Below are 21,322 nucleotides of genomic sequence, written 5' to 3'. Positions count from 1 at the left end.
TAGGCCAGGCCCTGAGCATGGAATTTTTCGCGCGCATCCTGCTTGCGGGGGGCGACTGCGGAGGAGATCGCGGCGGTCGCGCTCGTGCTTGCCTCGGACGATCATTCCTATACGACGGGCGGCCAGTTCGTCGGCGACGGCGGCAAAACCGCGCAGGCAGGATAGGGCATCGGCCAGGCGCAGCCTCAAGACACAATCCACGGCAGCCTCGGCAGGCGTAGCAAGGCGGCGGGCTTGCGCCCGCATCTGGCCTTGTGGCACGGCTGAGCGGGCACATCGCCATCAACGATCGAGGCCGCCATGTCCTACCGCTTCTCCTGGATGACCGAAGAGCTCGACGTCTTCCGCGACCAGTTCCGGAAATATCTTGCCAGGGACCTGGCGCCGCATGCCGAGAAATGGCGCGAGCAGAAGATGGTCGACCGGTTCGCCTGGCGTGGGCTCGGCGAGATGGGCGCGCTGCTGGCGAGCGTGCCGGAGGAATATGGCGGCCTCGGCGCGACCTTCGCCTATGACGCCGCGGTGCTGGACGATCTCGAGAGCACGGTGCCGGAGCTGACCACGGGCGTCTCGGTGCACAGCGCCATCGTCGCGCACTACATCCTCAATTACGGCTCGGAGGAGCAGAAGAAGCGCTGGCTGCCGAAGATGGCGAGCGGAGAGATGGTCGGCGCCATCGCCATGACCGAGCCCGGCACCGGCTCGGACCTGCAAAGCGTCAAGACCACCGCGAAGAAGCAGGGCAACTCCTACGTCATCAACGGCCAGAAGACGTTCATCACCAACGGCCAGGCCGCCGATCTCGTCATCGTGGTCGCGCGCACGGGCGAAGCCGGCGCGAAGGGCATTTCGCTGATCGTGGTCGAGACCACGGGCGCGGACGGCTACAAGCGCGGGCGCAACCTCGACAAGATCGGCCTGCACGCCTCCGACACGTCGGAGCTGTTCTTCGACAACGTGACCGTGCCGCCGGAAAACCTGCTCGGCAAGGAGGAGGGCCAGGGCTTTGTCCAGCTGATGCAGCAATTGCCGCAGGAGCGCCTCGCGCTCGCGGTCGGCGCCGTCGCCTCGATGGAACGCGCGGTCAAGCTGACCACCGAGTACACCAAGGAGCGGAAGGCGTTCGGCAAGCCGCTGCTGGATTTCCAGAACACCGCCTTCACGCTCGCCGAACGCAAGACCGAGGCGATGATCGCCCGCGTGTTCGTCGACTGGTGCATCGAGCGCCTGGTCGCGAAAGATCTCGACACCGTGACGGCATCGATGGCGAAATACTGGTGCTCGGACAAGCAGGTCCAGACCGCCGACGAGTGCCTCCAGCTGTTCGGCGGCTACGGCTACATGCAGGAATACCCGATTTCCCGCATCTTCATCGATTCCCGCATCCAGAAGATCTATGGCGGCACCAACGAGATCATGAAGCTGCTGATCGCGCGGTCGTTGTAGCGGCGGCTACCTCATCCGCTTGTCGGCGGCGACGAAGTCGATGAAGGTCCGCACCTTCGCGGAGAGATATTTGCGGCTCGGATAGACCGCGAACAGCTTTCCAACGAAAACGATGTGCCCGGGCATGACGTGTTCCAGACGTCCCGCGGCGATGTCCGCAGTGACCAGCCATTTCGGCAGGAAGGCGAGGCCCATGCCTTCCAGCGCCGCCATGTGCAACAGCGTCTCATTGCCGCTGCGCAGCACGGGATTGAGCTTGACGGTCTCGGGACCCTGCTCGCCCTCGAAGGAGAAGCTCTCCCCCGGATAAAGCGCGTAGTGCAACAGGGCCTGGCCGGAAAGATCGGCGAGCGTCTTCGGGCGGCCCGCGCGTTTGAGGAAGGCGGGGGCGGCGACCATGTAGAACGGAACGCCGGTGATGGGCCGTGCGATCAGCGCCTCGTCAGGTGCGCCCGTCGCGCGCAGAGCCAGATCAAAACCCTCCTCGACGAGATTGACGAGGCGCCCGCTGAGATCGATGTCGAGGCGCACCTCCGGATATCGGGCCTGATAGTCCGCGAGCACGCTCACGAAGATCGTGTTCGCCATCCACACCGGCGCGGTCAGCCGCAGCGTGCCGCGCGGGACGACGGTCGCATGGCTGACGGCGGCCTCGACCTCGTCGAGCGAATCCAACATCTGCCGCGCCTGCTCGAAATAGATCGCGCCGCTCTCGCTCAGGCTGACGCGCCGGCTGGTCCGGTTGAGCAGCCGCGTGCCCAGCCGCTTCTCGAGCTGCATCACGTGCTTGCTCGCCATGGCGGGCGAGATGCGCAGGCGCTGCGCCGCGGTTGCAAAGCTCTTCAGCTCGGCGACGAGGCAAAACACCCTCATGCTGACCAAGGAATCCATGAGATCATCAACATCCAGGAAAGAAACCTATCCCGGAACCTATAATGATCAAAAACGGAGAAATCATCACATGATGGCAACCCTCACATTCTGGAGAACCATCATGTCCACCACCACCTTCGAGACGCCCGCTCCCGGCCGGGCCATTCGCATCGGCCTCTGGGCTGCCCAGGTCCTCCTCGCCGTCGTCTTCATCTCGGCGGGGTTCGTCAAGCTGACCACGCCAATTCCCCAACTGGCCGCGATGATGCCGTGGGCCGGCCAGTATTCCGAAACGTTCGTCCGCTCCATCGCGCTGGTCGATCTCGCCGGCGGGATCGGCATCCTGCTGCCGGCCCTGACGCGGATCGTGCCGCGGCTGACGGTGCTCGCCGCGCTCGGCTGCGCGGTGCTGCAGGTGATTGCGCTCTTCTTCCACCTCTCGCGTGGCGAGGCGGCGGTAACGCCGCTCAATGTCGTCCTGCTGGCGCTCAGCCTGTTCGTGCTGTGGGGACGCAACAGCAAGGCTCCGATCGCGCCGCGCCAGTTCTGACCGGCAGGAGCGCCGTCGCCATGATCTCAGCCAACGGATGGTCCCGCAGGGGCCTGCTCGCAGGCACCGCAATCCTCACCGCCGGCGGCGCTGCCGCGGCCAAGGAGGATCGTCTCACTGAGGGCGTCGTCATCCTGATCGACAGCAACGAGCCCTATGTCATGGGTCATGCGATCAGCTACTCGGCCAACCTCTCCAAGCATTTTGCAGAGAGGGGAGCGCGGCTGCTGATCGAGGTCGTCGCCAATGGCAAGGGTATCGACGTCTTCCGCGCTGACAAGAGCCCGCTGGTCGAGCCGCTCGCGACGCTGCGGCAGTCGGTGCCCAACCTCACCTTCAGCATGTGCGCCTCGTCCAAGGCGATCGCTGAAGCCAAGGAGCAGATCTCCATCCCGCCGATCCCAGGCGCGAGCCTCGTCCCGTTCGGGATCGGGCGTGTCGTGGATCTGCAACTAAAGGGTTTTGCCTATATCCATGCGTGAGAAGCCCGTTGCGGCCGGCACGGCGCTGACGCGGCGATCGATCCTGATGGCCGCGGCGGCCTCGCTCGCAGTCCCACGCGCAAGCGGCACGCAGGACAGCTGGCCGCCGGCGTTCGAAGCGGGCCGCAACCAGTTCACACTGGTGCGGCCGCGCGCATTCATGCCACAGCTCAGGCTTCAGGATTTGCACGGCCGCGATGCGATCGTGGCGGCAAAGGCGGGCCGCATCACATTGGTGAACTTCTGGGCGACCTGGTGCGCCGCCTGCAAGCTCGATCTGCCGATGCTCGCAAGCCTTGCCGCCTCGCGGCCCGACCGGCTCGATGTCATCGCGATCTGCACGGACGCCAAAGACCTGCGCAGGATCCGCACGTTCCTCGGCGGTCTCGCCGTGCAGAACCTCGCCTGCTATGTCGATACCTATGGCGCAGCAGCCGAGGCATCCACCGAGATGTTTTCAATCGTCGGAATGCCCATCACCTATCTCGTCGGGACGGGCGGGCGTGTCGAGGGCTACATCGCCGGCGCGCCCGACTGGCTCTCGCCAGCAGGCGCACGGCTGCTGCAGTTCTATCGCGAGCAGGGTTAAAGCACGATGAGATGAGGATCAGTCGTCATCGCGCTTTAATAGCTTATTGTTTGCGCATGATCTTGTCGGAAAACCGCTGCGCACCTTTCCGGATCATGCTTTGGTGGCGTCTAAGTTCGGATGCCACCAGCGGCCGCCGATGACGACGCCCTCCGAGACGATCTTGCGATCGCCGATCAGGTGCTCGCCGACGACGTCCTCATAGTCGAACTGGCCCTGCTTGACCGAAACAAGCGTGGCGTCGCCGATGCTGCCGGGCTTGAGGCTGCCGAGTTCCGGACGGCGCAGCGCCATCGCCGCGTTCACCGTCGAGGCCGCGACAACGTCGGACAGCTCCATGCCCATGCACAAAAACTTCGACATGGTCGTGACCTGGTCGAAGGCCGGGCCATCGATGCAGAGCTGATGGACGTCGGAGGAGATGGTATCCGGATAGAAGCCGTTCGCGAGCATCGCGCGTGCGGTCTTGAACGCGAAGGAGCCCTTGCCGTGACCGATGTCGAACAGCACGCCGCGCTCGCGCGCCTCCAGCACCACCTTCTTCACCGTGCCCTGCGCGGTCGCCGGCGTGTTGGGGAAGGGACGGAACGCATGGGTGAGAACGTCGCCGGGACGCAGGCGCGCCAGCACCTCCTCATAGCTCGGCGGCGGATGGTCGATATGCGCCATCAGGGGCATGCCGACCTCGTTGGCGACCTCGAGCGCGATCTCGAGCGGCACCAGCCCGGAGGACCCCGACGAATGCAAGCCCACGCGCACCTTGATGCCGACGATGAGATCGCGGTTGGCATCGGCCACCTCGGCCGCTTCGATCGGATTCATCAGCCGCAGTTCCTCGCTCTCGCCGACCATGATCCGGTGCGAGAAGCCGAAGATGCCGGCATGCGAAACGTGCAAATAAGCGAGAATGCGGACCTGGCTCGGCTCGATCACATGCTTGCGGAAGCCGGCGAAATTGCCGGGACCGGCACTGCCGGTGTCCACCGCCGTGGTGACACCGGAGAGGCGGCAGAATTCCTCGGCATCGATACCGAGCGAGGTGCCGCCCCAATAGACATGGGTGTGAAGATCGATCAGCCCCGGCGTGACGATGTATTTCGAAACGTCGCGCACAGCGGTGCCTGGATCCGCCTTGAGCCCCGCGCCGATCGCGGCGACCTTGCCGCCGGCAAAGGCGACGTCGGTCACGGCATCGAGCTTCTGGGACGGGTCGATTACCCGCCCACCGCGCAGGATCAAGTCGAAAGGCATCATGGTCTCCGGATATCGCTGTGAGGCGGCTGACCATCAGTCAGCCGAAAGGAAGCCCGCTGCTTCTAGCAATTTTTGCGCCGAAGAGCTTGTCGAGCAGGGCCGACGGCCCATACCGAAATGGCGATCCCGGGAAGACTCGAACTTCCGACCTACGGTTTAGGAAACCGTCGCTCTATCCGGCTGAGCTACGGGACCGCGGAACCCGCAACTTGCAGGTTCGGCCCCTCATAGCAGAGCAGAATACGGTTCGCCAGCCGCAAGGCGGGCGAGATCCATGGGCAAGCTCAACAAGGCGGCAGTACAATCACTGCCGGATTCCCTGTCGGCGGAGCAGCCCCGATGATCGAAAGCATCAGCGCCATCACGCTCGGCACGCATGACATGGCGCGTGCCGTGCATTTCTACCGTTCACTGGGATTCGAACTCCTGTATGGTGGCGAAGCCGCGGCATTTACCAGCTTTCGTGCCGGCGCCGGCTATCTCAACCTGACGGCGCAGCCGGACGACAAGTGCTGGTCCTGGTGGGGCCGCGTCATCTTCTATGTCGCCGATGTCGACGCGACCTTTGAGCAGGCGCGCGCCGCCGGATGGCAGCCGTCGACCACACCGCGGGACGCGGAATGGGGCGAACGTTATTTCCATCTCACCGACCCCGATGGCCATGAGCTCAGTTTTGCGCGCCCCCTGCATCGGGCATGACGGGGCCTTGCGTCCTGATATTGTTGTCCTTCACCACCTTACCCCAATAGGCGACCTGCTTGTCGAAGAAGGTCTTGAAGGCGGGGCCGTCCTGGAGCAGCGGCGTCATGTGCTGGGTCTCGATCGCGGTCGGCGCGTCCGACTTGCGAACGGTCCAGCCATTGCCATGGCTCAAGCCCCGCCTGATCAGGCTTTGCCGTAGGAGCCCTGGTAGCGGCCCTCGCGGATCGCCTTCATGGTTTCCTCCTCGCGTGCGACCTGGGCACGCACCGCTTCCAGCAGAGCCGCGGCACCAGAGGCTGGAAACGACACCACGCCGTCCTCGTCGCCGACAACGATATCGCCGGGCGCGATCACGCTGCCGCCGATCGTGACAGGAACGTTGATCTCGCCGGGGCCGTTCTTGTAGGGGCCGCGATGGATCACGGCGCGGGCATAGCAGGGGAAATCATCAGCCGCGAAGGCCGCGACATCGCGGATCGCGCCGTCGATCACATAGCCTTCGGCTTTGCGCCATTGTGCGATGTTCTTCATGATCTCGCCGACCAGCGCCCGCGTCTCGTCGCCGCCCCCGTCGACCACGATGACGTCGCCGGGCCCGACCAGATCGAGCGCGCGGTGAATGGCGAGATTGTCTCCAGGCCGGGTGCGCACGGTGAAGGCCGTTCCCACCAGCTTGCCGCCGCGATGATAGGGTTTGAGCCCCACCGCCCCGGGCAGCCGGGCGAGATTGTCCGAGATGACCGAGGTCGGCGCGTCCCGGAAGCCCGCGATGATGTCGGCCGGCGGCTTGGGCACGCTGTTCGCGGCGATCGTGATCGTCATATTCTTAAACCCTTCTTATTCGGCGTGCGCCCGTGCCCTGGTCGGCATGATCCGGAAGGCGCACCTTTCCTTCATCCACGCCGCGCGCTCGTGGCGCAAGGGTCTTCTTGGCGGCGCCTCGGGGTGAGGCGCTCACGACGCGAAGTGTAAAAGCGACAGCTGCGCCTTCAAGGTCAGCGCTCGGCGCCACAGCCGGGACTATCGAACAGCGCCGCGAGGCCGCATTTCGAGGTCAGCATCCTGTCGCCGTCATGGCCGACGCCGGCAACATCCCAGACCCGGTGATTGGGCGTGCCGTGGTCGCGCTTGGCCATCGCATCGGCATAGGCGTGGCCGCGGGCATAGCGCGTGGGCCCCTGCGCCTCGGCCATGCAGCTCTTGTCCAATGCGGAATGCTTCGGATTGGTGTCGAGCGTGCCGAGCAGGTAGATCACCTCGCGCTCGACATAGCGCTGCTCGAGTGCCGCGGCTGTCGCATCCGCAAGATAGGGCGGACGGTCGCCCATGCCGTATTTCCAATTGTTGTAGCCGGGGCAGGACGCGGCAACCGCCGGCAGGGGCCGCTCGGCGCTGAAGTAGGCATAGGACGAGGGATTGGCGACGACGTAGCGGATGTCGATGTGCTGGCGCAGCAGCGGCGCCTCGCCCTTGCCCGCGATCGCATAGCGCTGCACGACCTGGCCGCCGCCGGAATGGCCGGCGACCACGACCTGCTTCAGGTTCGGAAAGACGCGCCGGTCCGAGAGTTTTGCCAGGATCGCATCGAGCGCCTCGAACGACGACACCGGATTCGGCACGAGCGCGGCATCGCCGCCCTCCCAGCCCTCGAGCGACCAGCGCAGCGTGTCCGCAGGCAGCTTGTGCGCCTCGACATCGATCTCCGCCAGGAATTGCGGGACGATCATCAGCGCGCTCTTGCCATCGTCGCCCGCGGCGGCCTGCGCGTTGTTGGCCGAGATGTAATATTCGTCGGCGTTGCGCAGGCGTCCATGCAGCACGATGACCGCGCGCAGGACCGCCGGCAGCGGCATCGACCAGTCGCGCGAGAGGTAAAGTGGCAGCAGGCCCCGCCCGCCGACCGAGAGCCGTGCGTCGCCGATGGCCTTCACCGGCTTGCGGTTGGGAGCCTCTTCGTCCAGTGCGAAGGCATGGCCGCACGTCAGCATCAGGGCGAGTGCGGCAAGTCGGGCCAGCGCTCTCATCAGGAGATTCCCCTCGGTTTCCGATCGATAAAAGTCTAAGCGCATCAGGTGCCGCGGGGCTGTGACTCCCGCGCCACGTCAAGAAAAAATGTCAGCATCACAGCCATTAAATTCCCGGGTTCCATGGGTGACAAGCCGGCGATAAAGAGGCAAAAATCCGGTTTCGGCTCGGTTCGGGTTGAGTCGTGTAGGAATGCTCTCGTAAATGTCGGTTGCCGTTGCATCGCGTCGTGCGGCGCTTGTCATTGCTGCAGCAGGATTTTTTCTGCTGACGCAGTCGCATGCCCAGGCGCAATGGTGGAAACGCGCGCCCATCGACTTCGAGGAATGCGCCGATATCGCCGAGAAGGCCGCAACCAAGGCCGAGAAGACATCCGCGCTTGCCGATTGCAACGCCAAGTTCGCCGGCCGCCGCAAGCCGGGCGGCGGCTATACCTATTACGACTTCCTCCAGGACCGCACCTTCGACATCGCCGGCCCCAACCCGACGCCGGAGGAGCAGAGAAAGATCGACGAAACCTACACTGCCTACCTCGCCCATCAGCGCCGCAGCAATGAAGCGGCCCAGGCCACCGCGCGCCAGCAGCGCGAGCAGCAGGAGCAACAGGCTCAGGAGTTGCAGCAGATCGCGCTGCGAACGGAGACCGAGCGCGTGCCGGTGCCGGTCGAACGGCCGAAGGTGCTCCAGGCGGCGGGCCCGCGGCCGAAGGCCGCGCCCTGCACCAAGGGCTCGTTCTCCTGCGAGTGGCCACGGCTGTCGGAAAGCTTGAACGATTTGAAGAAACTGTTCAGCCCGACGCCGAGCAAGCCGGCGAAGAAGGGCTGAGCCACAGCCGTCATTGCGAGCGCAGCGAAGCAAATCCAGAGGCTTTCCGTGGAGGGATTCTGGATCGCATCGCTGCGCTCGCAATGACGAATGGATAGAGCTTCCCGCCCCATCCTCAATTGGGGTGCTTCTTCTTCGTACGCTTGGGCTTTGTCACTGGCGCGATCGCAGGCGCCGTTACCACCGCCGAACCGCCCAATTGCGACCTGCTCTCCTGCAATCGCCTGTCATAGCCGGGCGAGGTCATGACGGTCGGCGGCCTCGCATAGGCGAGCGTCGACGCGCCGCAGAGCGCGGCAAGCGCGAGCCCGATCATCAAACAATGCCTCATCGCTTTCCTCCCTGCACTCAGGCCGTCCCGCGAATCTGCTGCGGCGACAGCCCGGGCGGGCCCTTGCCGGCGCGTTCGGCCTCCTTCACCAGCGCAACAATGCGGCGCATCAGCGGCACGGCCACGTTGTTCTGCTCCGCAAGCGCGATCACGGCGCCCTGGAGATAGTCGATCTCGGTCCAGCGCCCCTGCTTCAGATCCTGCCACATCGAGGAGCGCGCCTCGGGATCGATCTTCATGGTCCGTCCGAGGATCGCATTGAAGATCAGGTCGGGCAGCCGCAGCAAGGTCGGAGACCAGTTCATCGGGATCGGCGTCGACGACACCGGCGTGATGCCGGCGGCCTGCAGCGCAGCCAGGCCCTCCGCCATCTGGTCGGCGAACAATCTTCGCCAGTCGCGGCTTGCCAATTGCGCGGCGAGCGGCATGTCGGACAGCGCGCTGAGCGCGTTGTTCAGGTTGATGATCAGCTTGCCCCATTGCACCCCGGTGATGTCACCGCTCGCGCGCACGTTAAGGCCGGGCACTGAAAGCGCCCCGGCGGTGTTCGCCGCGTCTGCTTCGACATGGATGTCGCCGGAGCTCGAGCGGTGGAAGCGCCCCTCGCCCATCGCGACCACGTTGAACGGCACCATGCCGGCCAGCACGCGCCGGTCGCCGAGGCGCTCGCGCAGCACCGCGACATTGCCGATGCCGTTCTGGAGCGAGACGATGACGGCGTCCTGTGGCGCATGCTGCGCGAGCTGGTCGGCGACGTCAGCGGTATCGGCGCTCTTCACCGTGACAAGCACGATGCCGGCGCTGTGGAAGATCGAAGGGTCTTCCGAGAGCGCGAGCTGGCCGGCGCCGAGCTTCTTGTCGGAGCCGTCGAAATCGGTGAGCCGCAGGCCGAACTGCTCGATCTCGGTCTTCACCCGCGGCCGCACCAGGAACGCGACGCGGCGGCCGGCCGCTGCCAGCTGGCCTCCGACAAAACAGCCGATGGCGCCTGCGCCGGCCACCACGATCGGTCGATCCGTAAGCACCTCGTTCTCCCTAACGTCCCGCCTTCGATAGCAGAGGCGACGCCGCCTGCCCATTGGTTGCGATGCATCCGACTTGTAACCGTCATGAGAGCCCCATATGTTTTCGCCCCGGGGGCAGTCAGCGGCGAGCGCTCGCCGAACGAGACGCCAAAGGAGAGCAACATGGGTCTACTCGATGTCCTCAACGGCATGCAGAACGGCCCCCGCGGCCCGAGCACGGCAAGCTCCGAGCAATCCTCCGGCGGAATGTCGCCGATGACCATGGCGATCATTGCCCTGCTTGGGTGGAAGGCATTCAAGCATCTGACGGCCGGCCAGCCCAGCGCGGCGCCTGCCCCGCAGCAGCGCTCGCCGCTGCCGCCGCCGACACCGGTCAACACGGGCAACGCCACGCAGCCCGGCGGCAGCGGCGGCCTCAGCGATCTGCTCAAGGGCGGCCTCGGCGGCCTGCTCGCCGGTGGCGCGGCCGGGACCGTGCTGAGCGGCGGGCTCGGCGACCTCCTCAACCAGCTCCAGCAGAGCGGCCACGGCGAGGCCGCGAATTCCTGGGTCGGCAAGGGCGAGAACAAGCCGATCGCACCTGGCGATCTCGCCAATGCGCTCGGCGCGGACCAGATCGAGAGCCTGTCGGCCCAGAGCGGCCTGTCGCGCGAGGAGCTGCTCTCCGGTCTCAGCCAGTATCTGCCGCAGGTGGTCGATCACCTGACGCCGGACGGAAGGCTGCCGACAGAGAACGAGCTATCCGGCAGGATTTAGGAGAGATCTTCAGTTCCGTTTGAGCGTGATCCGCTCGGAAAACCGCTGCACACTTTTCCGGATCACGCTCTGCGAATCCCAGGCAAGGGGAGGACTGTCATGAGTTTCGGCGGCCTGTTGTGGATCATCATCGTCGGCTTCATCGCCGGCCTCATCGCGCGCTGGCTTGCGCCGGGGCCGCACAATCCGAGCGGCTTCATCCTCACCACCATCCTCGGCATCGCCGGCGCGTTTCTGGCGACCTTCGTCGGCCAGGCCATCGGCCACTACAGCCCCGACCAGGGCGCCGGCTTCATCATGGCCACGGTCGGCGCAGTGGTGGTGCTGTTCATCTGGCACCGGCTGGTGGCCAGCGGCGTAATAAAAGGGTAGCCCGCCAAGGGTCGGTGGAAGGCACACTGCCTCCACATCGTCATTGCGAGGAGCTCTTGCGACGAGGCAATCCAGACTGTCACCGCTCTGGATTGCTTCGTTTCGCTCGCAACGACGAATTAGGTAACCAGATGCATGCCCGCATCCATGCGCACGACCTCGCCGGTCATGTTGCTGGAGGCCGGCATCGCCAGGAAACAGACGAGCTGCGCGATGTCATCTGCGGATGATGCGACCTTGAGCGGCACCTTCGCCACGACGCTGTCGCGCACCTGCTTGGCGCCGGCCTCGCCGCGGCCCTTGGTGAACCAGGGCGTGTCGATATAGCCGGGGCAGACCGTGTTGACGCGGATCAGCGGCGCCAGCGCGCGCGACAGCGACAAGGTCATGGTGTTGAGCGCGCCCTTGCTCGCGGCATAGGCGATCGACGAGCCGACGCCGCTGATGCCGGCAACCGACGACACGTTCACGACCGCCGACGGCCGCCCCGAAGCGTTCGCGCCGGCTTCGAGCAGGCTACGCGCGGCGCGCACCATCTGGAACGGGCCGATGGTGTTGACGCCGTAGAGCCGCTGAAAATCTTCAGCCGACAAGCCGTCGAGATCGGCATGCGCCACATGCTTGGTGGTGCCGGCATTGTTGACGAGGATGTCCAGCCGGCCCCAGCCGCTGGCTGCAGCGACGATCTTGCGGCAATCCTCATCCTTCGAGACGTCGCCCTGCGCAACCAGCACCTCCGCAGCGCCCGCCTTGCGGCAGACTTCCGCGGTGGCTTCGGCCTCCTTCTGGCTCGACGAATAGTTGATGACGAGCCGCGCTCCGCTCCGGGCGAGAATTTCCGCGGTCGCCGCGCCAAGTCCGGATGCGGACCCCGTCACGATTGCGCACAAGCCGTCTTTTGCCATCCCGGATTTCCTTCCCTGTATCTGGTGTGGCGCCCTGTTTAGCGAGTTTGCGGCGCCCTGCAAATCGAGCAAACTCCGCTAAGCGGAATTAGTCCAGCCGGCTCTTGCCCCATGCCGGCGCCGCAGATGGGCCTGCGATCAACGCTTGTCAGGGCCATGGCTTTTTCCGATCATCGGGCGCAAGAAGAACCTGCGCGCCGGCTCATCAGGCCCGACGCGCCAACGGCAAAACACGGGGAACGCTGTGGCGGAGAGTGACAATATCGTCGTCGAGACCGCGGAGAAAATCTTCGCCGATCTCGCCGATCCGCAAACCATCAACAACGACAAGAATAATTCCTGGCAGGCGCCGCTGTGGCAGGCGCTGAGCGAGGCCGGCCTGCCGCTGGCGTGGGTGCCCGACGATCTCGGCGGCTCCGGCGCGAGCCTCGCCGACGGCTTTGCGCTGCTGAACGCTGCCGGCCGCTTCGCGGTCGCGGTTCCCCTCGCCGAGACCATGCTCGCCGGCTGGCTGCTCGCACAGGCGAAGATCGCTTCGCCCGAGGGCGAGATGACCGTCGTGCCGGCGAGCCCGAAGGATCGCATCATCCTCGATGCCGATGGCGCGCTCTCCGGCCGCGCCCGCGGCGTGCCCTTTGCCAAAGCGGCGAAGCATTTTGCTGTGCTGGCGCACGGCAAGGATGGCGCGGTCATCGCGCTGGTCGACGCGACCAAGACGCGGATCGAAGCCGGGCTCAATGTCGGCTACGACCACAGCGACACCGTGACGCTCGACAAGGTGCAGCCCCTCTCGACGGGGCCGGCGCCCAAGAGCTTCGACCAGACCAATCTGATGCTGATGGGCGGCGTCGCGCGCAGCCTTCAGATCGCCGGCGCGCTGGAATCGATGCTCGACATCTCGGTGCGCTACTCCAACGAGCGCGTCGCCTTCGAGAAAAAGATCTCGAAATTCCAGGCGGTGCAGCACAACCTCGCGCGTCTTGCCGGCGAGTCTGCGGCGGCGCTCGCGGCCGCGACCTCGGCCGCCGATGCCATCGCGAATGCAAAATCTTTCGACGACGAGATCTATCTCGAAGCTGCCTCCGCCAAGATCCGCTGCGCGGAAGCCGCCGAAAAAGGCGGCGGCATCGCGCATCAGGTGCATGGCGCGATCGGCTTCACCATGGAGCACATCCTGCATCGCTACTCACTGCGCGCGCTGGCCTGGCGTGACGATTTCGGCTCGGAAAGCCATTGGGCCGTCGAGCTCGGCAAGCTCGTTGCCACGAGAGGCGCCGATGAATTGTGGCCGCTCGTGGCGTCGCGCTGATCAGGAGACGAGACAACAATGACCGCTGCCCTCCGTTTCGATCCGATCCGCCTGCCCGAAAAGTGCGAGCAGCTGCGCAAGGAAGTGCGCGCCTTTCTCGCCGAAGAGATCGCCGCCGGCACCTTCGATCCGAACAAGCCCAACCGCGAAGACACCGACGCGCCGGAATTTTCCCGCCGGGTCGGCGCCAAAGGCTGGCTCGGCATGACCTGGCCCAAAAAATATGGCGGCCAGGAGCGCTCATTCCTTGAACGCTACGTGGTGACCGAGGAGATGCGCGTCGCCAATGCGCCGACGCGGCGCTTCTTCGTCGCCGATCGCCAGAGCGGGCCGGTGCTGCTGAAATACGCACCCGAGCACATCAAGATGGAGATCTTGCCGCGGATCTGCCGCGGCGAGATCTGCTTTGCCATCGGCATGAGCGAGCCGAACTCCGGGTCCGACCTGTTCGCCGCAAAGACGCGCGCGACCAAGACCGACGGCGGCTATCTCATCAACGGCACCAAGATCTGGACCTCGTCGGCACACATCGCCGACTACATGATCGCGATCTTCCGGACCTCGCCGCCGACCAGGGAGAACCGCCGTCACGGCCTCACCCAGTTCCTGGTCAAGATGAAGCAGCCCGGCATCAAGGTGAATCCGATCAGCCAGATCACAGGGCAATACGAGTTCAACGAGGTCGTCTTCACCGATCACTTCATCCCGGACGATCACGTGCTCGGCGAAGTCGACGGCGCCTGGAAGCAGGCGACGAGCGAGCTGGCCTATGAGCGCTCGGGCCCCGAGCGCTTCCTCGAGACCTACTACGTGCTGACCGAGCTGGTGCGCGCAGTCGGTCCCAATCCGGACACGCGCAGCGCCGAAGGCATCGGCCGGCTCGTTGCGCAGCTCCACACCATGCGGCGCATGTCGGTGTCGGTGGCCGGCATGCTGCAGGCCGGCAAGGAGCCGGTGGTCGAAGCGTCCATCGTCAAGGACATCGGCACGGTCTGGGAGCAGCAGCTGCCGCACCGTGTGCGCGACCTCGCCGCCTTCGTCGAGGAGACCGCGACCAATCGCGAGACCTTGGAGCGGCAGCTCGACTTCGCGATCAAGACCGCACCGAAGCTCACCATCCAGGGCGGCACCACCGAGGTGCTGCGCGGCATCATCGCGCGTGGACTTGGTCTGCGCTAGATGCGACCGAGACGCCGGCCGCGTACTCCGTCCACCTCTCCCGTAGGGAGAGGTGGTTCTTCGCTTACTGACAGATCGAGATACAGGAGGCCAAATGAGCACGTATAAAGACATCGGCGTCGAGAAGGTCGGGCATGTCGGCACCATCGAGATCCGAAGGCCGCCGCTGAACTTCTTCGACATCGCGCTGATCAACCAGATCGCGGACGCGCTCGACGAATTCGACCGCGACATAGAGATCCGCGCCTCCGTCCTGTCGGCGCAGGGCAAGGCGTTCTGCGCCGGCGCCAATTTCGGCGACCCGGCGCGGCAGGCGCAGGAAGCACGCGAGGCCGAGCAGGCCAGGAAAGGCGATCCGGCCGACAATCTCGGGCCGATCAGCCATCTCTACATCCAGGCCGTGCGCATCTTCCGGGCCAAGAAGCCGATCGTTGCGGCCGTGCAGGGCGCCGCCATTGGCGGCGGCCTGGGGCTCGCAGTGTCGGCCGACTTCCGAGTCACCTGCCCGGAAGCGCGCTTCTCCGCGAATTTCACCAAGCTCGGATTCCATCCCGGCTTCGGCCTGACCGTGACGCTGCCCGAGCTGATCGGCAAGAACAACGCCGAGCTGATGTTCTACACCAGCCGCCGCGTCACCGGCGAAGAGGCCTACAAGTGGGGCCTCGCCAACGAGCTGGTGCCGCAGGACCAGGTGAAGTCGGCCGCGATGAAGCTCGCCGGCGAGATCGCCGAATGCTCCCCGCTCGGCCTGCTCTCGACCCGCGCCACGTTGCGCAACGGCCTCGCCGACCGCGTCATGGCCGCGACCAATCACGAACTCGCCGAGCAGACCCGCCTGCGCGCGACGGAAGATTTCAAGGAGGGCGTCAAGGCCACGGAAGAGCGGCGCGCGGCGAATTTCAAGGGGAGGTGACTCCCTTCTTCCTTGAACCGCCGCACGTCCACCCGTCATCCTGAGGTGCGATCTGCACGGTGCGCCGCAGCGTGCGGAGAGCCTCGAAGGATGAACGGCCCCCGCCGGTGGCCGTCGCCCTTCGAGGCTCGCCGAAGAGGCGAGCACCTCAGGGTGACGGATAACAAAGAAGCAGATCAACTCACGCGAAACGTCACCCCGCCGAGCAGAAACTCATTGCCCGCCACCGCGAGCCCCTTGGCTTTGGCGGTATGCAGCACCTGCGCTACGTCAGCCACGCGAAACTCCAGCGCGCTCATGATTTCGCTGCCGCCCTTCACGAAGCGGAAGGTTGCATTGGGCAGCTCCAGTTCGGCTTGGGGGTTCGGCGCAATCCCGATGATCTTGCCCCAGTGCTCCGCCAGCCCCTGCGGATCCGGGCTCTGCATCTCCACCGCCGTCAACGCCCGCGTCACGTCCGTGCGGATGAACTTCTGCCAGTCCGGCCCCGCCGGCGGATACGGCCCGAGGACATCATCGCTGCCGTCGGTGTGATTGAACTCGATGAAGGCGGCACGGCAGTCCCGCGGGTGGAGCTGCACGCCGTGATAGGGCGCGTGGTCGATGACGTTGGCGGTGCGCACGCCGAGCGCATTGGCATTGCGCCCGCACGCGTCGGGATCATCGCAGCAGAAGATCGCCATGTAGCCGCCGCGGCCGCCGGTCTTCTCGATGAAGCGGCCGGCCGTGGTGCCGTCCTTGAACGGCGCCACCACCTCCAGCAGAATCGTGTCAACCGGGAGCAGCGCGTTCTCCAGGCCGTATTTGGCGACATTGCCGTCGCGATAGCAGACGGCGAGGCCCATGATCCGGGCGATGTCGGAGATCACGGGCTCGAGCTGCGGTGCGACCAGGCAGATCTGCCGCAAGCGCATATAGGACGCCATCGTCACTCGCCCCTGAAGGCGGGATTGCGCTTCTCAACGAAGGCTTTTGCGGCCTCCTTGTGATCGGCGGTATCGCCGCAGCGGGTGTGGTGGATCGCCTCGCCGTCGAAGCAGTCCTCCAGCGCCAGATGCTCGGCATTGTTGATGTTGCGCTTGATGTAGCCGAGCGCTATCGACGGTCCTTGCGCCAGCGACAGCGCGACCTCGCGCGCGGCCGCATCGATCTCGGCGTCGGGGACGACCTTCGTCACCATGCCGATGGCCTGCGCCTCCTTCGCGGTCAGCACAGGCGACATCAGATACAGCTCGCGCGCCCGCGCGCTACCGAGCAGCTGGGTGAGGAAATAGGTACCGCCATAGTCGCCGGAGAAACCGACTTTTGCAAAGGCGGTCGTGATCTTGCAGGATTCAGAGGCGATGCGGAGGTCGCAGGACAGCGCCATCGACAGGCCCGCGCCGGCCGCCGCGCCGTCGAGCTGCGCCACCACAGGTTTCGGCATCTGGTGCAGGATGCGCGAGACCTCCATGCCGCGGCGCAGATTCGCAAGCTTCTGCTCGAACGGCAGCGGCGCGCGGCCCTCCGCCATCGACTTGACGTCACCGCCGACGCAGAACGAGCCGCCGGCGCCCTTGAACAGCACCGCGCGCACATCAGGATCGTCGGCGGCGCGGCGCGCCGCGTCCACCAGCCCGCGCACCATGTCGGGGTTGAGCGCGTTCTTCCGCTCGGGCCGGTTCATGGTGATGGTGAGCAGCCCGCCTTCGAGCCTCTGTAGAACCATCTCGTTCATGGGACGCCTTCCTCTCGTTATTTGACCAAGCTCTCAGCGCACCGTCATTGCGAGCGGAGTGAAGCAATCCAGAGTCTTTCCGCGGATGCAGTCTGGATTGCTTCGTCGCAAGAGCTCCTCGCAATGACGTCGTGACTTACGTCATGCCGTCACTTCTTCACCAGCGGGCAGCGCGACTGCTCCAGCGACTGGAACGCCTCGCCGCCGGGCACGGTGGCGAGCAGCTTGTAGTCGTCCCAGCGGCCCTTGGATTCCGACGGCTTCTTCACCTCGAACAGGTACATGTCGTGGATCATGCGGCCGTCCTCGCGGATCTTGCCGTTCTTGGCGAAGAAGTCGTTGATCGGCGTCTCCTTCATCACCTTCATGACCGCGGCGGCATCGGTCGTGCCGGCCGCCTTCACGGCCTTGAGGTAATGGGTCACGGAAGAATACACACCGGCCTGCGCCGAGGTCGGCGGCCGCTTGACCCGCTCCATGAAGCGCTTCGAGAACGCACGCGTCTCGTCGTTCATGTCCCAGTAGAACGCTTCCGCCAGCAGCAGGCCCTGCGCGGTCTCCAGCCCGATCGAGTCGATGTCGGTGACGAAGGCGAGCAGCGGCGAGACCTTCTGGCCACCCTTGGTGATGCCGAACTCGGCCGCCTGCTTGATGGCGTTGACGGTGTCACCACCGGCGTTCGCCAGCCCGATCACCTTGGCTTTGGAGGACTGAGCCTGGAGCAGGAATGACGAAAAATCCGACGTGTTGAGCGGATGGCGCACGCTGCCGAGCACCTTGCCTCCCGTCTTGCTCACGACGTTGCTGGTGTCCTTCTCCAGATCCTGGCCGAAGGCGTAATCGGCGGTGAGGAAGAACCAGGTGTCGAGCCCGGATTTCACGGCGGCAAGGCCGGTGACGTTGGCCTGACCGAACGTGTCGAACACGTAGTGCACGGTATAGGGGCCGCAGGCCTCGTTGGAGAGACGGATCGAGCCCGGTCCGTTGAACATGATGATCTTGTTGCGAGCTTTCGCGATCTCGCCGGCCGCGAGCGCGGTCGCGGACGCCGCGACGTCGTAGATCATCTCGACGCCCTGATTGTCGAGCATGTCGCGGGCGATGTTGCCGGAGAGATCGGCCTTGTTGAGATGGTCGGCCGCCAGCACCTGGATCTTGCGTCCCAGCACCTCGCCGCCGAAATCCTCAACGGCCATCTTCGCCGCGGTCTCGCTGCCGGGACCGGTGATGTCGGCATACAGGCTCGACATGTCGAGGATGCCGCCGATCTTGAGTGGCGGCTTGTCCTGGGCCTGCGCGGCGCTCGCACTCAGGGCAAAAGCGGCGGCAAAAATGCCGGACAAAACATGCTTCATCGAAAGAGACCTCCCTTATCGCGCCGTGCTCTGATGGCGGCTTGGTTATTGCTGTTGCCACGATCATGCCGCATGCGCGGGAGGGCAGCAAGCATGGCGCTGCTGCAGCGTAGGATTGGCGCGCATGTTTTCCGCAAAACGGAATGGTGGCGTAGGGCAAGACGTTTCCGCTCCGTTATTGCGAGCCAACGGGTCCGCGCGAAAGCGCGGTCCGATGACAGGCTCCGCGCGGAGCAATCCAGAGTCTTTCCGCAGAGGCAGTCTGGATTGCCTCGCCGCGCTCGCAATGACGGAGCATGACGAAGCCTCTTTTCGCCTCACTACGTATGAGCTATGAGTAGCACGCAATGCAACCTTTACGGGTCACGTGACGCGACGCCTCCACCTCATCGCAGCATTTCTTCTCCTCGCGGATCACACCGCGCTCGCCACGCCGTGCCAATTCGAATCCATGGGAGAGGGCCGCGTCGCCGCCATCGTCGATGGACGCAGCGTGCGCCTCGACGACGGTCGCGAGATCCGCCTCGCCGGAATCGAGCCGACCGCGACGATGAAGCAGACGCTGACGTCACTGCTCGCCCGCCGTGACGTGACGCTGCGAAGCGGCGACGACTCACCCGACCGCTACGGCCGCCAGGGCGCGCTGATCTTCATCGGCGAAAGCGACAGCTCGGTCCAGGCCACGCTGCTGGCCCAGGGCGAGGCCATCGTCTCCGCCGAGATCGGCGACAAGGACTGCGCGGCCGCGCTGATGACGTCGGAGGCGCAGGCCAGGCGCCAAAAAATGGGCAATTGGGCTGACCCATTGGCCATAAAAAACGCGGATATTTTGGCAGGGATCGGGCGCTTCATGGTGGTCGAGGGCAAAGTCCTGTCGGTCCGGCAGGCTGGGGCAATGACCTACCTCAACTTCGGACGAAACTGGACACGCGGCTTTGCCGTGACTATTTCAAAGCGCGCGCTACCGGTGTTCGAAAGCGCCGGGATTGCCCTTAAGTCCCTGGAGTATCGACGTATTCGGGTCAGGGGCTGGGTTGAGGGGACGACAGGGCCGCGGATCGATGTGCGTCTCTTGGGACAGGTTGAATTGCTGGGCGCAAATGAGCCTACTGGGGTAAGGCCTTAACGGCTGGGCACGGGTTAAGCGACGTGAATGGGGTGCTAGAACGGCACGGACTTGGTGATTGCCGCCGCCTGCGGGCCGCGCCGGCCGCGCTTTGCCTTGCGCTGGGCGGGCTTCTCGCCGGCTGCGGTGACATGAGCCGGTTCCAGACCGCCGCCGCCCCGCCCACCGTGGCGATACCCAAGCCGAAGCCTGCGGTCGCGCAGACCCCCGCCACCGAGAAGGAGCACGAGCGCATCCTGGCGAGCTATGGCGGCGCCTATGACGACCCCAGGCTCGAATCCCTCGTCAGCAAGACCGTCGACCGGCTCGTCGCAGCATCCGACCGCCCCGACCAGGGCTACAAGGTCACCATTCTCAATTCCGGCGCGGTCAACGCCTTCGCGCTCCCCAACGGCCAGCTCTACGTCACGCGCGGTCTTCTTGCGCTGGCGAGCGACACCTCGGAATTGTCCTCCGTGCTCAGCCACGAGATGGCGCATGTACTGTCGAAGCACGCCGCGATGCGCGAGGACCAGGCGCGCCAGGCCGCCATCGTCACCCGTGTCGTCACCGACATGAGCAACGATCCCGACCTCACCGCGCTCGCGCTCGCCAAGACCAAGCTCACCATGGCGAGTTTTTCGCGCAACCAGGAGTTCGAGGCAGACGGCGTCGGCGTCGGCATCTCCGCCAAAGCGCATTTCGATCCCTATGGTGCAGCGCGCTTCCTCTCGGCGATGGAGCGCAATGCCGAGCTCAAGGCCGGCAAGAGCTCGCTCGATCCGCGCGCGCAGGATTTCACCTCATCGCATCCGGCAACGCCGGAGCGCGTGCAGAATGCGCAGAACATCGCACGGCAATACGCCGCGCCCGAGGGCGCCGAGCGCGACCGCGAGAGCTATCTCGCCGCGATCGACAACCTCGTCTATGGCGAAGACCCCAGCGAAGGCTTTGTCCGGGGCCGGAGATTCCTGCATCCGAAACTCGGCTTCACCTTCCAGGCGCCTGAAAATTTCACGCTCGACAACACCGCGCAGGCCGTGATCGGCGTGCGCGACGGCGGCTCGCAGGCGATGCGGTTCGACGTCGTGCGCGTGCCGGGCGAGCAGTCGCTCGGTGATTACCTCAATTCCGGCTGGATGGAAGGCGTCGAGAAGGCCTCGACCGAGGATATCACCATCAACGGCTTCCCGGCCGCGTCCGCCACCGCCAAGGGCGACCAGTGGCAGTTCAAGGTCTATGCGCTGCGCTTCGGCAGCGACGTCTACCGCTTCATCTTCGCGACGCGACAGAAGTCGACCGAGAGCGAACGCAACGCCCGCGAGACCGTCAACTCATTCCGCCGCCTGACGCTCGAGGAGATCCAGGCCGCGCGTCCGCTGCGCATCAAGGTCATCACCGTGCAGCCCGGCGACACCGTGGAATCGCTTTCCCACCGCATGGCCGGCGTCGATCACCCCGCCGAACGCTTCCGCGTGCTCAACGGCCTCGATCGCACCGCCCAGGTGAAGGTGCGGGATCGCGTGAAGATCGTGGCGGATTGAGGCTGCGCTAGCTTCGCAAATTCCGCCGTCATCCCGGGGGACAAGCGCGCGGAAATCGCGCGCCG

At 65.2% G+C, this 21,322-nt stretch carries 25 protein-coding genes and 1 tRNA gene; 14 read left to right on the top strand and 12 right to left on the bottom strand.

Annotation, left to right across the window (positions count from 1 at the left end; translation table 11 throughout):
- Positions 1 to 42: 42 nt before the first annotated feature.
- Entirely contained in the window at positions 43 to 165 is a 123-nt protein-coding gene (locus tag ACRQ5Q_RS03080; RefSeq protein ID WP_439395959.1) for an SDR family oxidoreductase, read from the top strand.
- Positions 166 to 300: 135 nt separating this feature from the next.
- Positions 301 to 1,446: an acyl-CoA dehydrogenase family protein gene (locus ACRQ5Q_RS03075; protein ID WP_439395958.1), complete on the top strand. Its 1,146-nt coding sequence runs from the start codon at positions 301 to 303 to the stop codon at positions 1,444 to 1,446.
- A gap of 6 nt (positions 1,447 to 1,452) precedes the next feature.
- On the opposite strand, the gene ACRQ5Q_RS03070 is transcribed toward ACRQ5Q_RS03075, so the two are convergent.
- Positions 1,453 to 2,337: a LysR family transcriptional regulator gene (locus ACRQ5Q_RS03070; protein ID WP_439395956.1), complete on the bottom strand. Its 885-nt coding sequence runs from the start codon at positions 2,335 to 2,337 to the stop codon at positions 1,453 to 1,455.
- A gap of 103 nt (positions 2,338 to 2,440) precedes the next feature.
- Between ACRQ5Q_RS03070 and ACRQ5Q_RS03065 the strand changes: the two genes are divergently transcribed.
- Genes ACRQ5Q_RS03065 through ACRQ5Q_RS03055 form a run of 3 tightly spaced genes read left to right on the top strand, consistent with a single transcriptional unit; the run spans position 2,441 to position 3,940 of the window.
- Positions 2,441 to 2,869, top strand: a complete 429-nt coding sequence (locus ACRQ5Q_RS03065; protein ID WP_439372698.1) for a DoxX family protein — start codon at positions 2,441 to 2,443, stop codon at positions 2,867 to 2,869.
- 20 nt (positions 2,870 to 2,889) lie between these two features.
- Positions 2,890 to 3,351, top strand: a complete 462-nt coding sequence (locus tag ACRQ5Q_RS03060; protein ID WP_439372697.1) for a DsrE family protein — start codon at positions 2,890 to 2,892, stop codon at positions 3,349 to 3,351.
- Entirely contained in the window at positions 3,344 to 3,940 is a 597-nt protein-coding gene (locus ACRQ5Q_RS03055) for a thioredoxin domain-containing protein (protein WP_439395954.1), read from the top strand. The genes ACRQ5Q_RS03060 and ACRQ5Q_RS03055 overlap by 8 nt, the downstream gene beginning before the upstream one ends.
- Positions 3,941 to 4,033: 93 nt before the next feature.
- On the opposite strand, the gene ACRQ5Q_RS03050 is transcribed toward ACRQ5Q_RS03055, so the two are convergent.
- Together ACRQ5Q_RS03050 and ACRQ5Q_RS03045 are read right to left on the bottom strand one after the other, a co-directional pair.
- Complete coding sequence (locus ACRQ5Q_RS03050) at positions 4,034 to 5,191, bottom strand: amidohydrolase/deacetylase family metallohydrolase (RefSeq protein WP_439399967.1); 1,158 nt, start codon at positions 5,189 to 5,191, stop codon at positions 4,034 to 4,036.
- Between the two features lie 121 nt (positions 5,192 to 5,312).
- A tRNA-Arg gene (locus ACRQ5Q_RS03045) sits at positions 5,313 to 5,389 on the bottom strand.
- 144 nt (positions 5,390 to 5,533) lie between these two features.
- Here ACRQ5Q_RS03045 and ACRQ5Q_RS03040 point away from each other — a divergent pair.
- Complete coding sequence (locus tag ACRQ5Q_RS03040) at positions 5,534 to 5,893, top strand: VOC family protein (protein ID WP_439395952.1); 360 nt, start codon at positions 5,534 to 5,536, stop codon at positions 5,891 to 5,893.
- Here the strand turns inward: ACRQ5Q_RS03040 and ACRQ5Q_RS03035 are convergent.
- From ACRQ5Q_RS03035 to ACRQ5Q_RS03025, 3 genes are all read right to left on the bottom strand, one after another.
- The gene (locus tag ACRQ5Q_RS03035; RefSeq protein WP_439395950.1) at positions 5,862 to 6,068 is read right to left on the bottom strand and encodes a hypothetical protein; all 207 of its coding nucleotides are present in this window, start codon (positions 6,066 to 6,068) and stop codon (positions 5,862 to 5,864) included. The genes ACRQ5Q_RS03040 and ACRQ5Q_RS03035 overlap by 32 nt on opposite strands.
- Before the next feature lie 11 nt (positions 6,069 to 6,079).
- Entirely contained in the window at positions 6,080 to 6,718 is a 639-nt protein-coding gene (locus ACRQ5Q_RS03030) for an RraA family protein (protein ID WP_439372627.1), read from the bottom strand.
- A 173-nt stretch (positions 6,719 to 6,891) separates the two neighbouring features.
- Positions 6,892 to 7,920, bottom strand: a complete 1,029-nt coding sequence (locus ACRQ5Q_RS03025; protein ID WP_439395949.1) for an alpha/beta hydrolase — start codon at positions 7,918 to 7,920, stop codon at positions 6,892 to 6,894.
- Between the two features lie 205 nt (positions 7,921 to 8,125).
- On the opposite strand from ACRQ5Q_RS03025, the gene ACRQ5Q_RS03020 reads away from it, so the two are divergent.
- On the top strand, positions 8,126 to 8,746 hold the full coding sequence (locus tag ACRQ5Q_RS03020; RefSeq protein ID WP_439395947.1) for a hypothetical protein: 621 nt from the start codon (positions 8,126 to 8,128) through the stop codon (positions 8,744 to 8,746).
- A gap of 115 nt (positions 8,747 to 8,861) precedes the next feature.
- Here the strand turns inward: ACRQ5Q_RS03020 and ACRQ5Q_RS03015 are convergent, their stop codons facing one another.
- Positions 8,862 to 9,077, bottom strand: a complete 216-nt coding sequence (locus tag ACRQ5Q_RS03015; RefSeq protein WP_439395945.1) for a hypothetical protein — start codon at positions 9,075 to 9,077, stop codon at positions 8,862 to 8,864.
- Between the two features lie 17 nt (positions 9,078 to 9,094).
- Positions 9,095 to 10,102 (bottom strand): 2-dehydropantoate 2-reductase, encoded by a 1,008-nt coding sequence (locus ACRQ5Q_RS03010; protein ID WP_439395943.1) that lies wholly within the window; start codon positions 10,100 to 10,102, stop codon positions 9,095 to 9,097.
- 162 nt (positions 10,103 to 10,264) lie between these two features.
- On the opposite strand from ACRQ5Q_RS03010, the gene ACRQ5Q_RS03005 reads away from it, so the two are divergent.
- Positions 10,265 to 10,858 carry a YidB family protein gene (locus ACRQ5Q_RS03005; RefSeq protein ID WP_439395941.1) on the top strand — a complete coding sequence of 198 codons (594 nt, stop codon included), beginning with the start codon at positions 10,265 to 10,267 and terminating at the stop codon, positions 10,856 to 10,858.
- A 99-nt stretch (positions 10,859 to 10,957) separates the two neighbouring features.
- On the top strand, positions 10,958 to 11,230 hold the full coding sequence (locus ACRQ5Q_RS03000) for a GlsB/YeaQ/YmgE family stress response membrane protein (protein WP_439372621.1): 273 nt from the start codon (positions 10,958 to 10,960) through the stop codon (positions 11,228 to 11,230).
- A gap of 119 nt (positions 11,231 to 11,349) precedes the next feature.
- Here the strand turns inward: ACRQ5Q_RS03000 and ACRQ5Q_RS02995 are convergent, their stop codons facing one another.
- Positions 11,350 to 12,135: an SDR family NAD(P)-dependent oxidoreductase gene (locus ACRQ5Q_RS02995; RefSeq protein WP_439395939.1), complete on the bottom strand. Its 786-nt coding sequence runs from the start codon at positions 12,133 to 12,135 to the stop codon at positions 11,350 to 11,352.
- A 244-nt stretch (positions 12,136 to 12,379) separates the two neighbouring features.
- Here ACRQ5Q_RS02995 and ACRQ5Q_RS02990 point away from each other — a divergent pair, with 244 nt between their 5' ends.
- The 3 genes from ACRQ5Q_RS02990 (at position 12,380) to ACRQ5Q_RS02980 (ending at position 15,536) form a co-directional block, all read left to right on the top strand.
- Positions 12,380 to 13,444: an acyl-CoA dehydrogenase family protein gene (locus ACRQ5Q_RS02990; protein WP_439395938.1), complete on the top strand. Its 1,065-nt coding sequence runs from the start codon at positions 12,380 to 12,382 to the stop codon at positions 13,442 to 13,444.
- A gap of 18 nt (positions 13,445 to 13,462) precedes the next feature.
- Positions 13,463 to 14,623: an acyl-CoA dehydrogenase family protein gene (locus tag ACRQ5Q_RS02985; RefSeq protein WP_439395936.1), complete on the top strand. Its 1,161-nt coding sequence runs from the start codon at positions 13,463 to 13,465 to the stop codon at positions 14,621 to 14,623.
- 94 nt (positions 14,624 to 14,717) lie between these two features.
- On the top strand, positions 14,718 to 15,536 hold the full coding sequence (locus tag ACRQ5Q_RS02980; RefSeq protein ID WP_439372617.1) for an enoyl-CoA hydratase/isomerase family protein: 819 nt from the start codon (positions 14,718 to 14,720) through the stop codon (positions 15,534 to 15,536).
- Between the two features lie 176 nt (positions 15,537 to 15,712).
- Here ACRQ5Q_RS02980 and ACRQ5Q_RS02975 read toward each other — a convergent pair whose 3' ends face one another.
- The 3 genes from ACRQ5Q_RS02975 to ACRQ5Q_RS02965 form a co-directional block, all read right to left on the bottom strand.
- Complete coding sequence (locus tag ACRQ5Q_RS02975) at positions 15,713 to 16,462, bottom strand: hypothetical protein (protein ID WP_439395934.1); 750 nt, start codon at positions 16,460 to 16,462, stop codon at positions 15,713 to 15,715.
- A gap of 2 nt (positions 16,463 to 16,464) precedes the next feature.
- Positions 16,465 to 17,253: an enoyl-CoA hydratase gene (locus ACRQ5Q_RS02970; RefSeq protein WP_439395932.1), complete on the bottom strand. Its 789-nt coding sequence runs from the start codon at positions 17,251 to 17,253 to the stop codon at positions 16,465 to 16,467.
- Positions 17,254 to 17,402: 149 nt separating this feature from the next.
- Positions 17,403 to 18,608 carry an ABC transporter substrate-binding protein gene (locus ACRQ5Q_RS02965; RefSeq protein WP_439372614.1) on the bottom strand — a complete coding sequence of 402 codons (1,206 nt, stop codon included), beginning with the start codon at positions 18,606 to 18,608 and terminating at the stop codon, positions 17,403 to 17,405.
- 367 nt (positions 18,609 to 18,975) lie between these two features.
- Here ACRQ5Q_RS02965 and ACRQ5Q_RS02960 point away from each other — a divergent pair, with 367 nt between their 5' ends.
- Entirely contained in the window at positions 18,976 to 19,734 is a 759-nt protein-coding gene (locus ACRQ5Q_RS02960) for a thermonuclease family protein (RefSeq protein ID WP_439395930.1), read from the top strand.
- 131 nt (positions 19,735 to 19,865) lie between these two features.
- Complete coding sequence (locus tag ACRQ5Q_RS02955) at positions 19,866 to 21,257, top strand: M48 family metalloprotease (RefSeq protein ID WP_439395928.1); 1,392 nt, start codon at positions 19,866 to 19,868, stop codon at positions 21,255 to 21,257.
- The last annotated feature ends 65 nt before the right edge of the window (positions 21,258 to 21,322 follow it).

The sequence above is a fragment of the Bradyrhizobium sp. PMVTL-01 genome (genome assembly GCF_051861855.1).
Taxonomy (GTDB): Bacteria; Pseudomonadota; Alphaproteobacteria; order Rhizobiales; family Xanthobacteraceae; genus Bradyrhizobium.
This window is presented reverse-complemented; position numbering and strand designations above follow the sequence as displayed.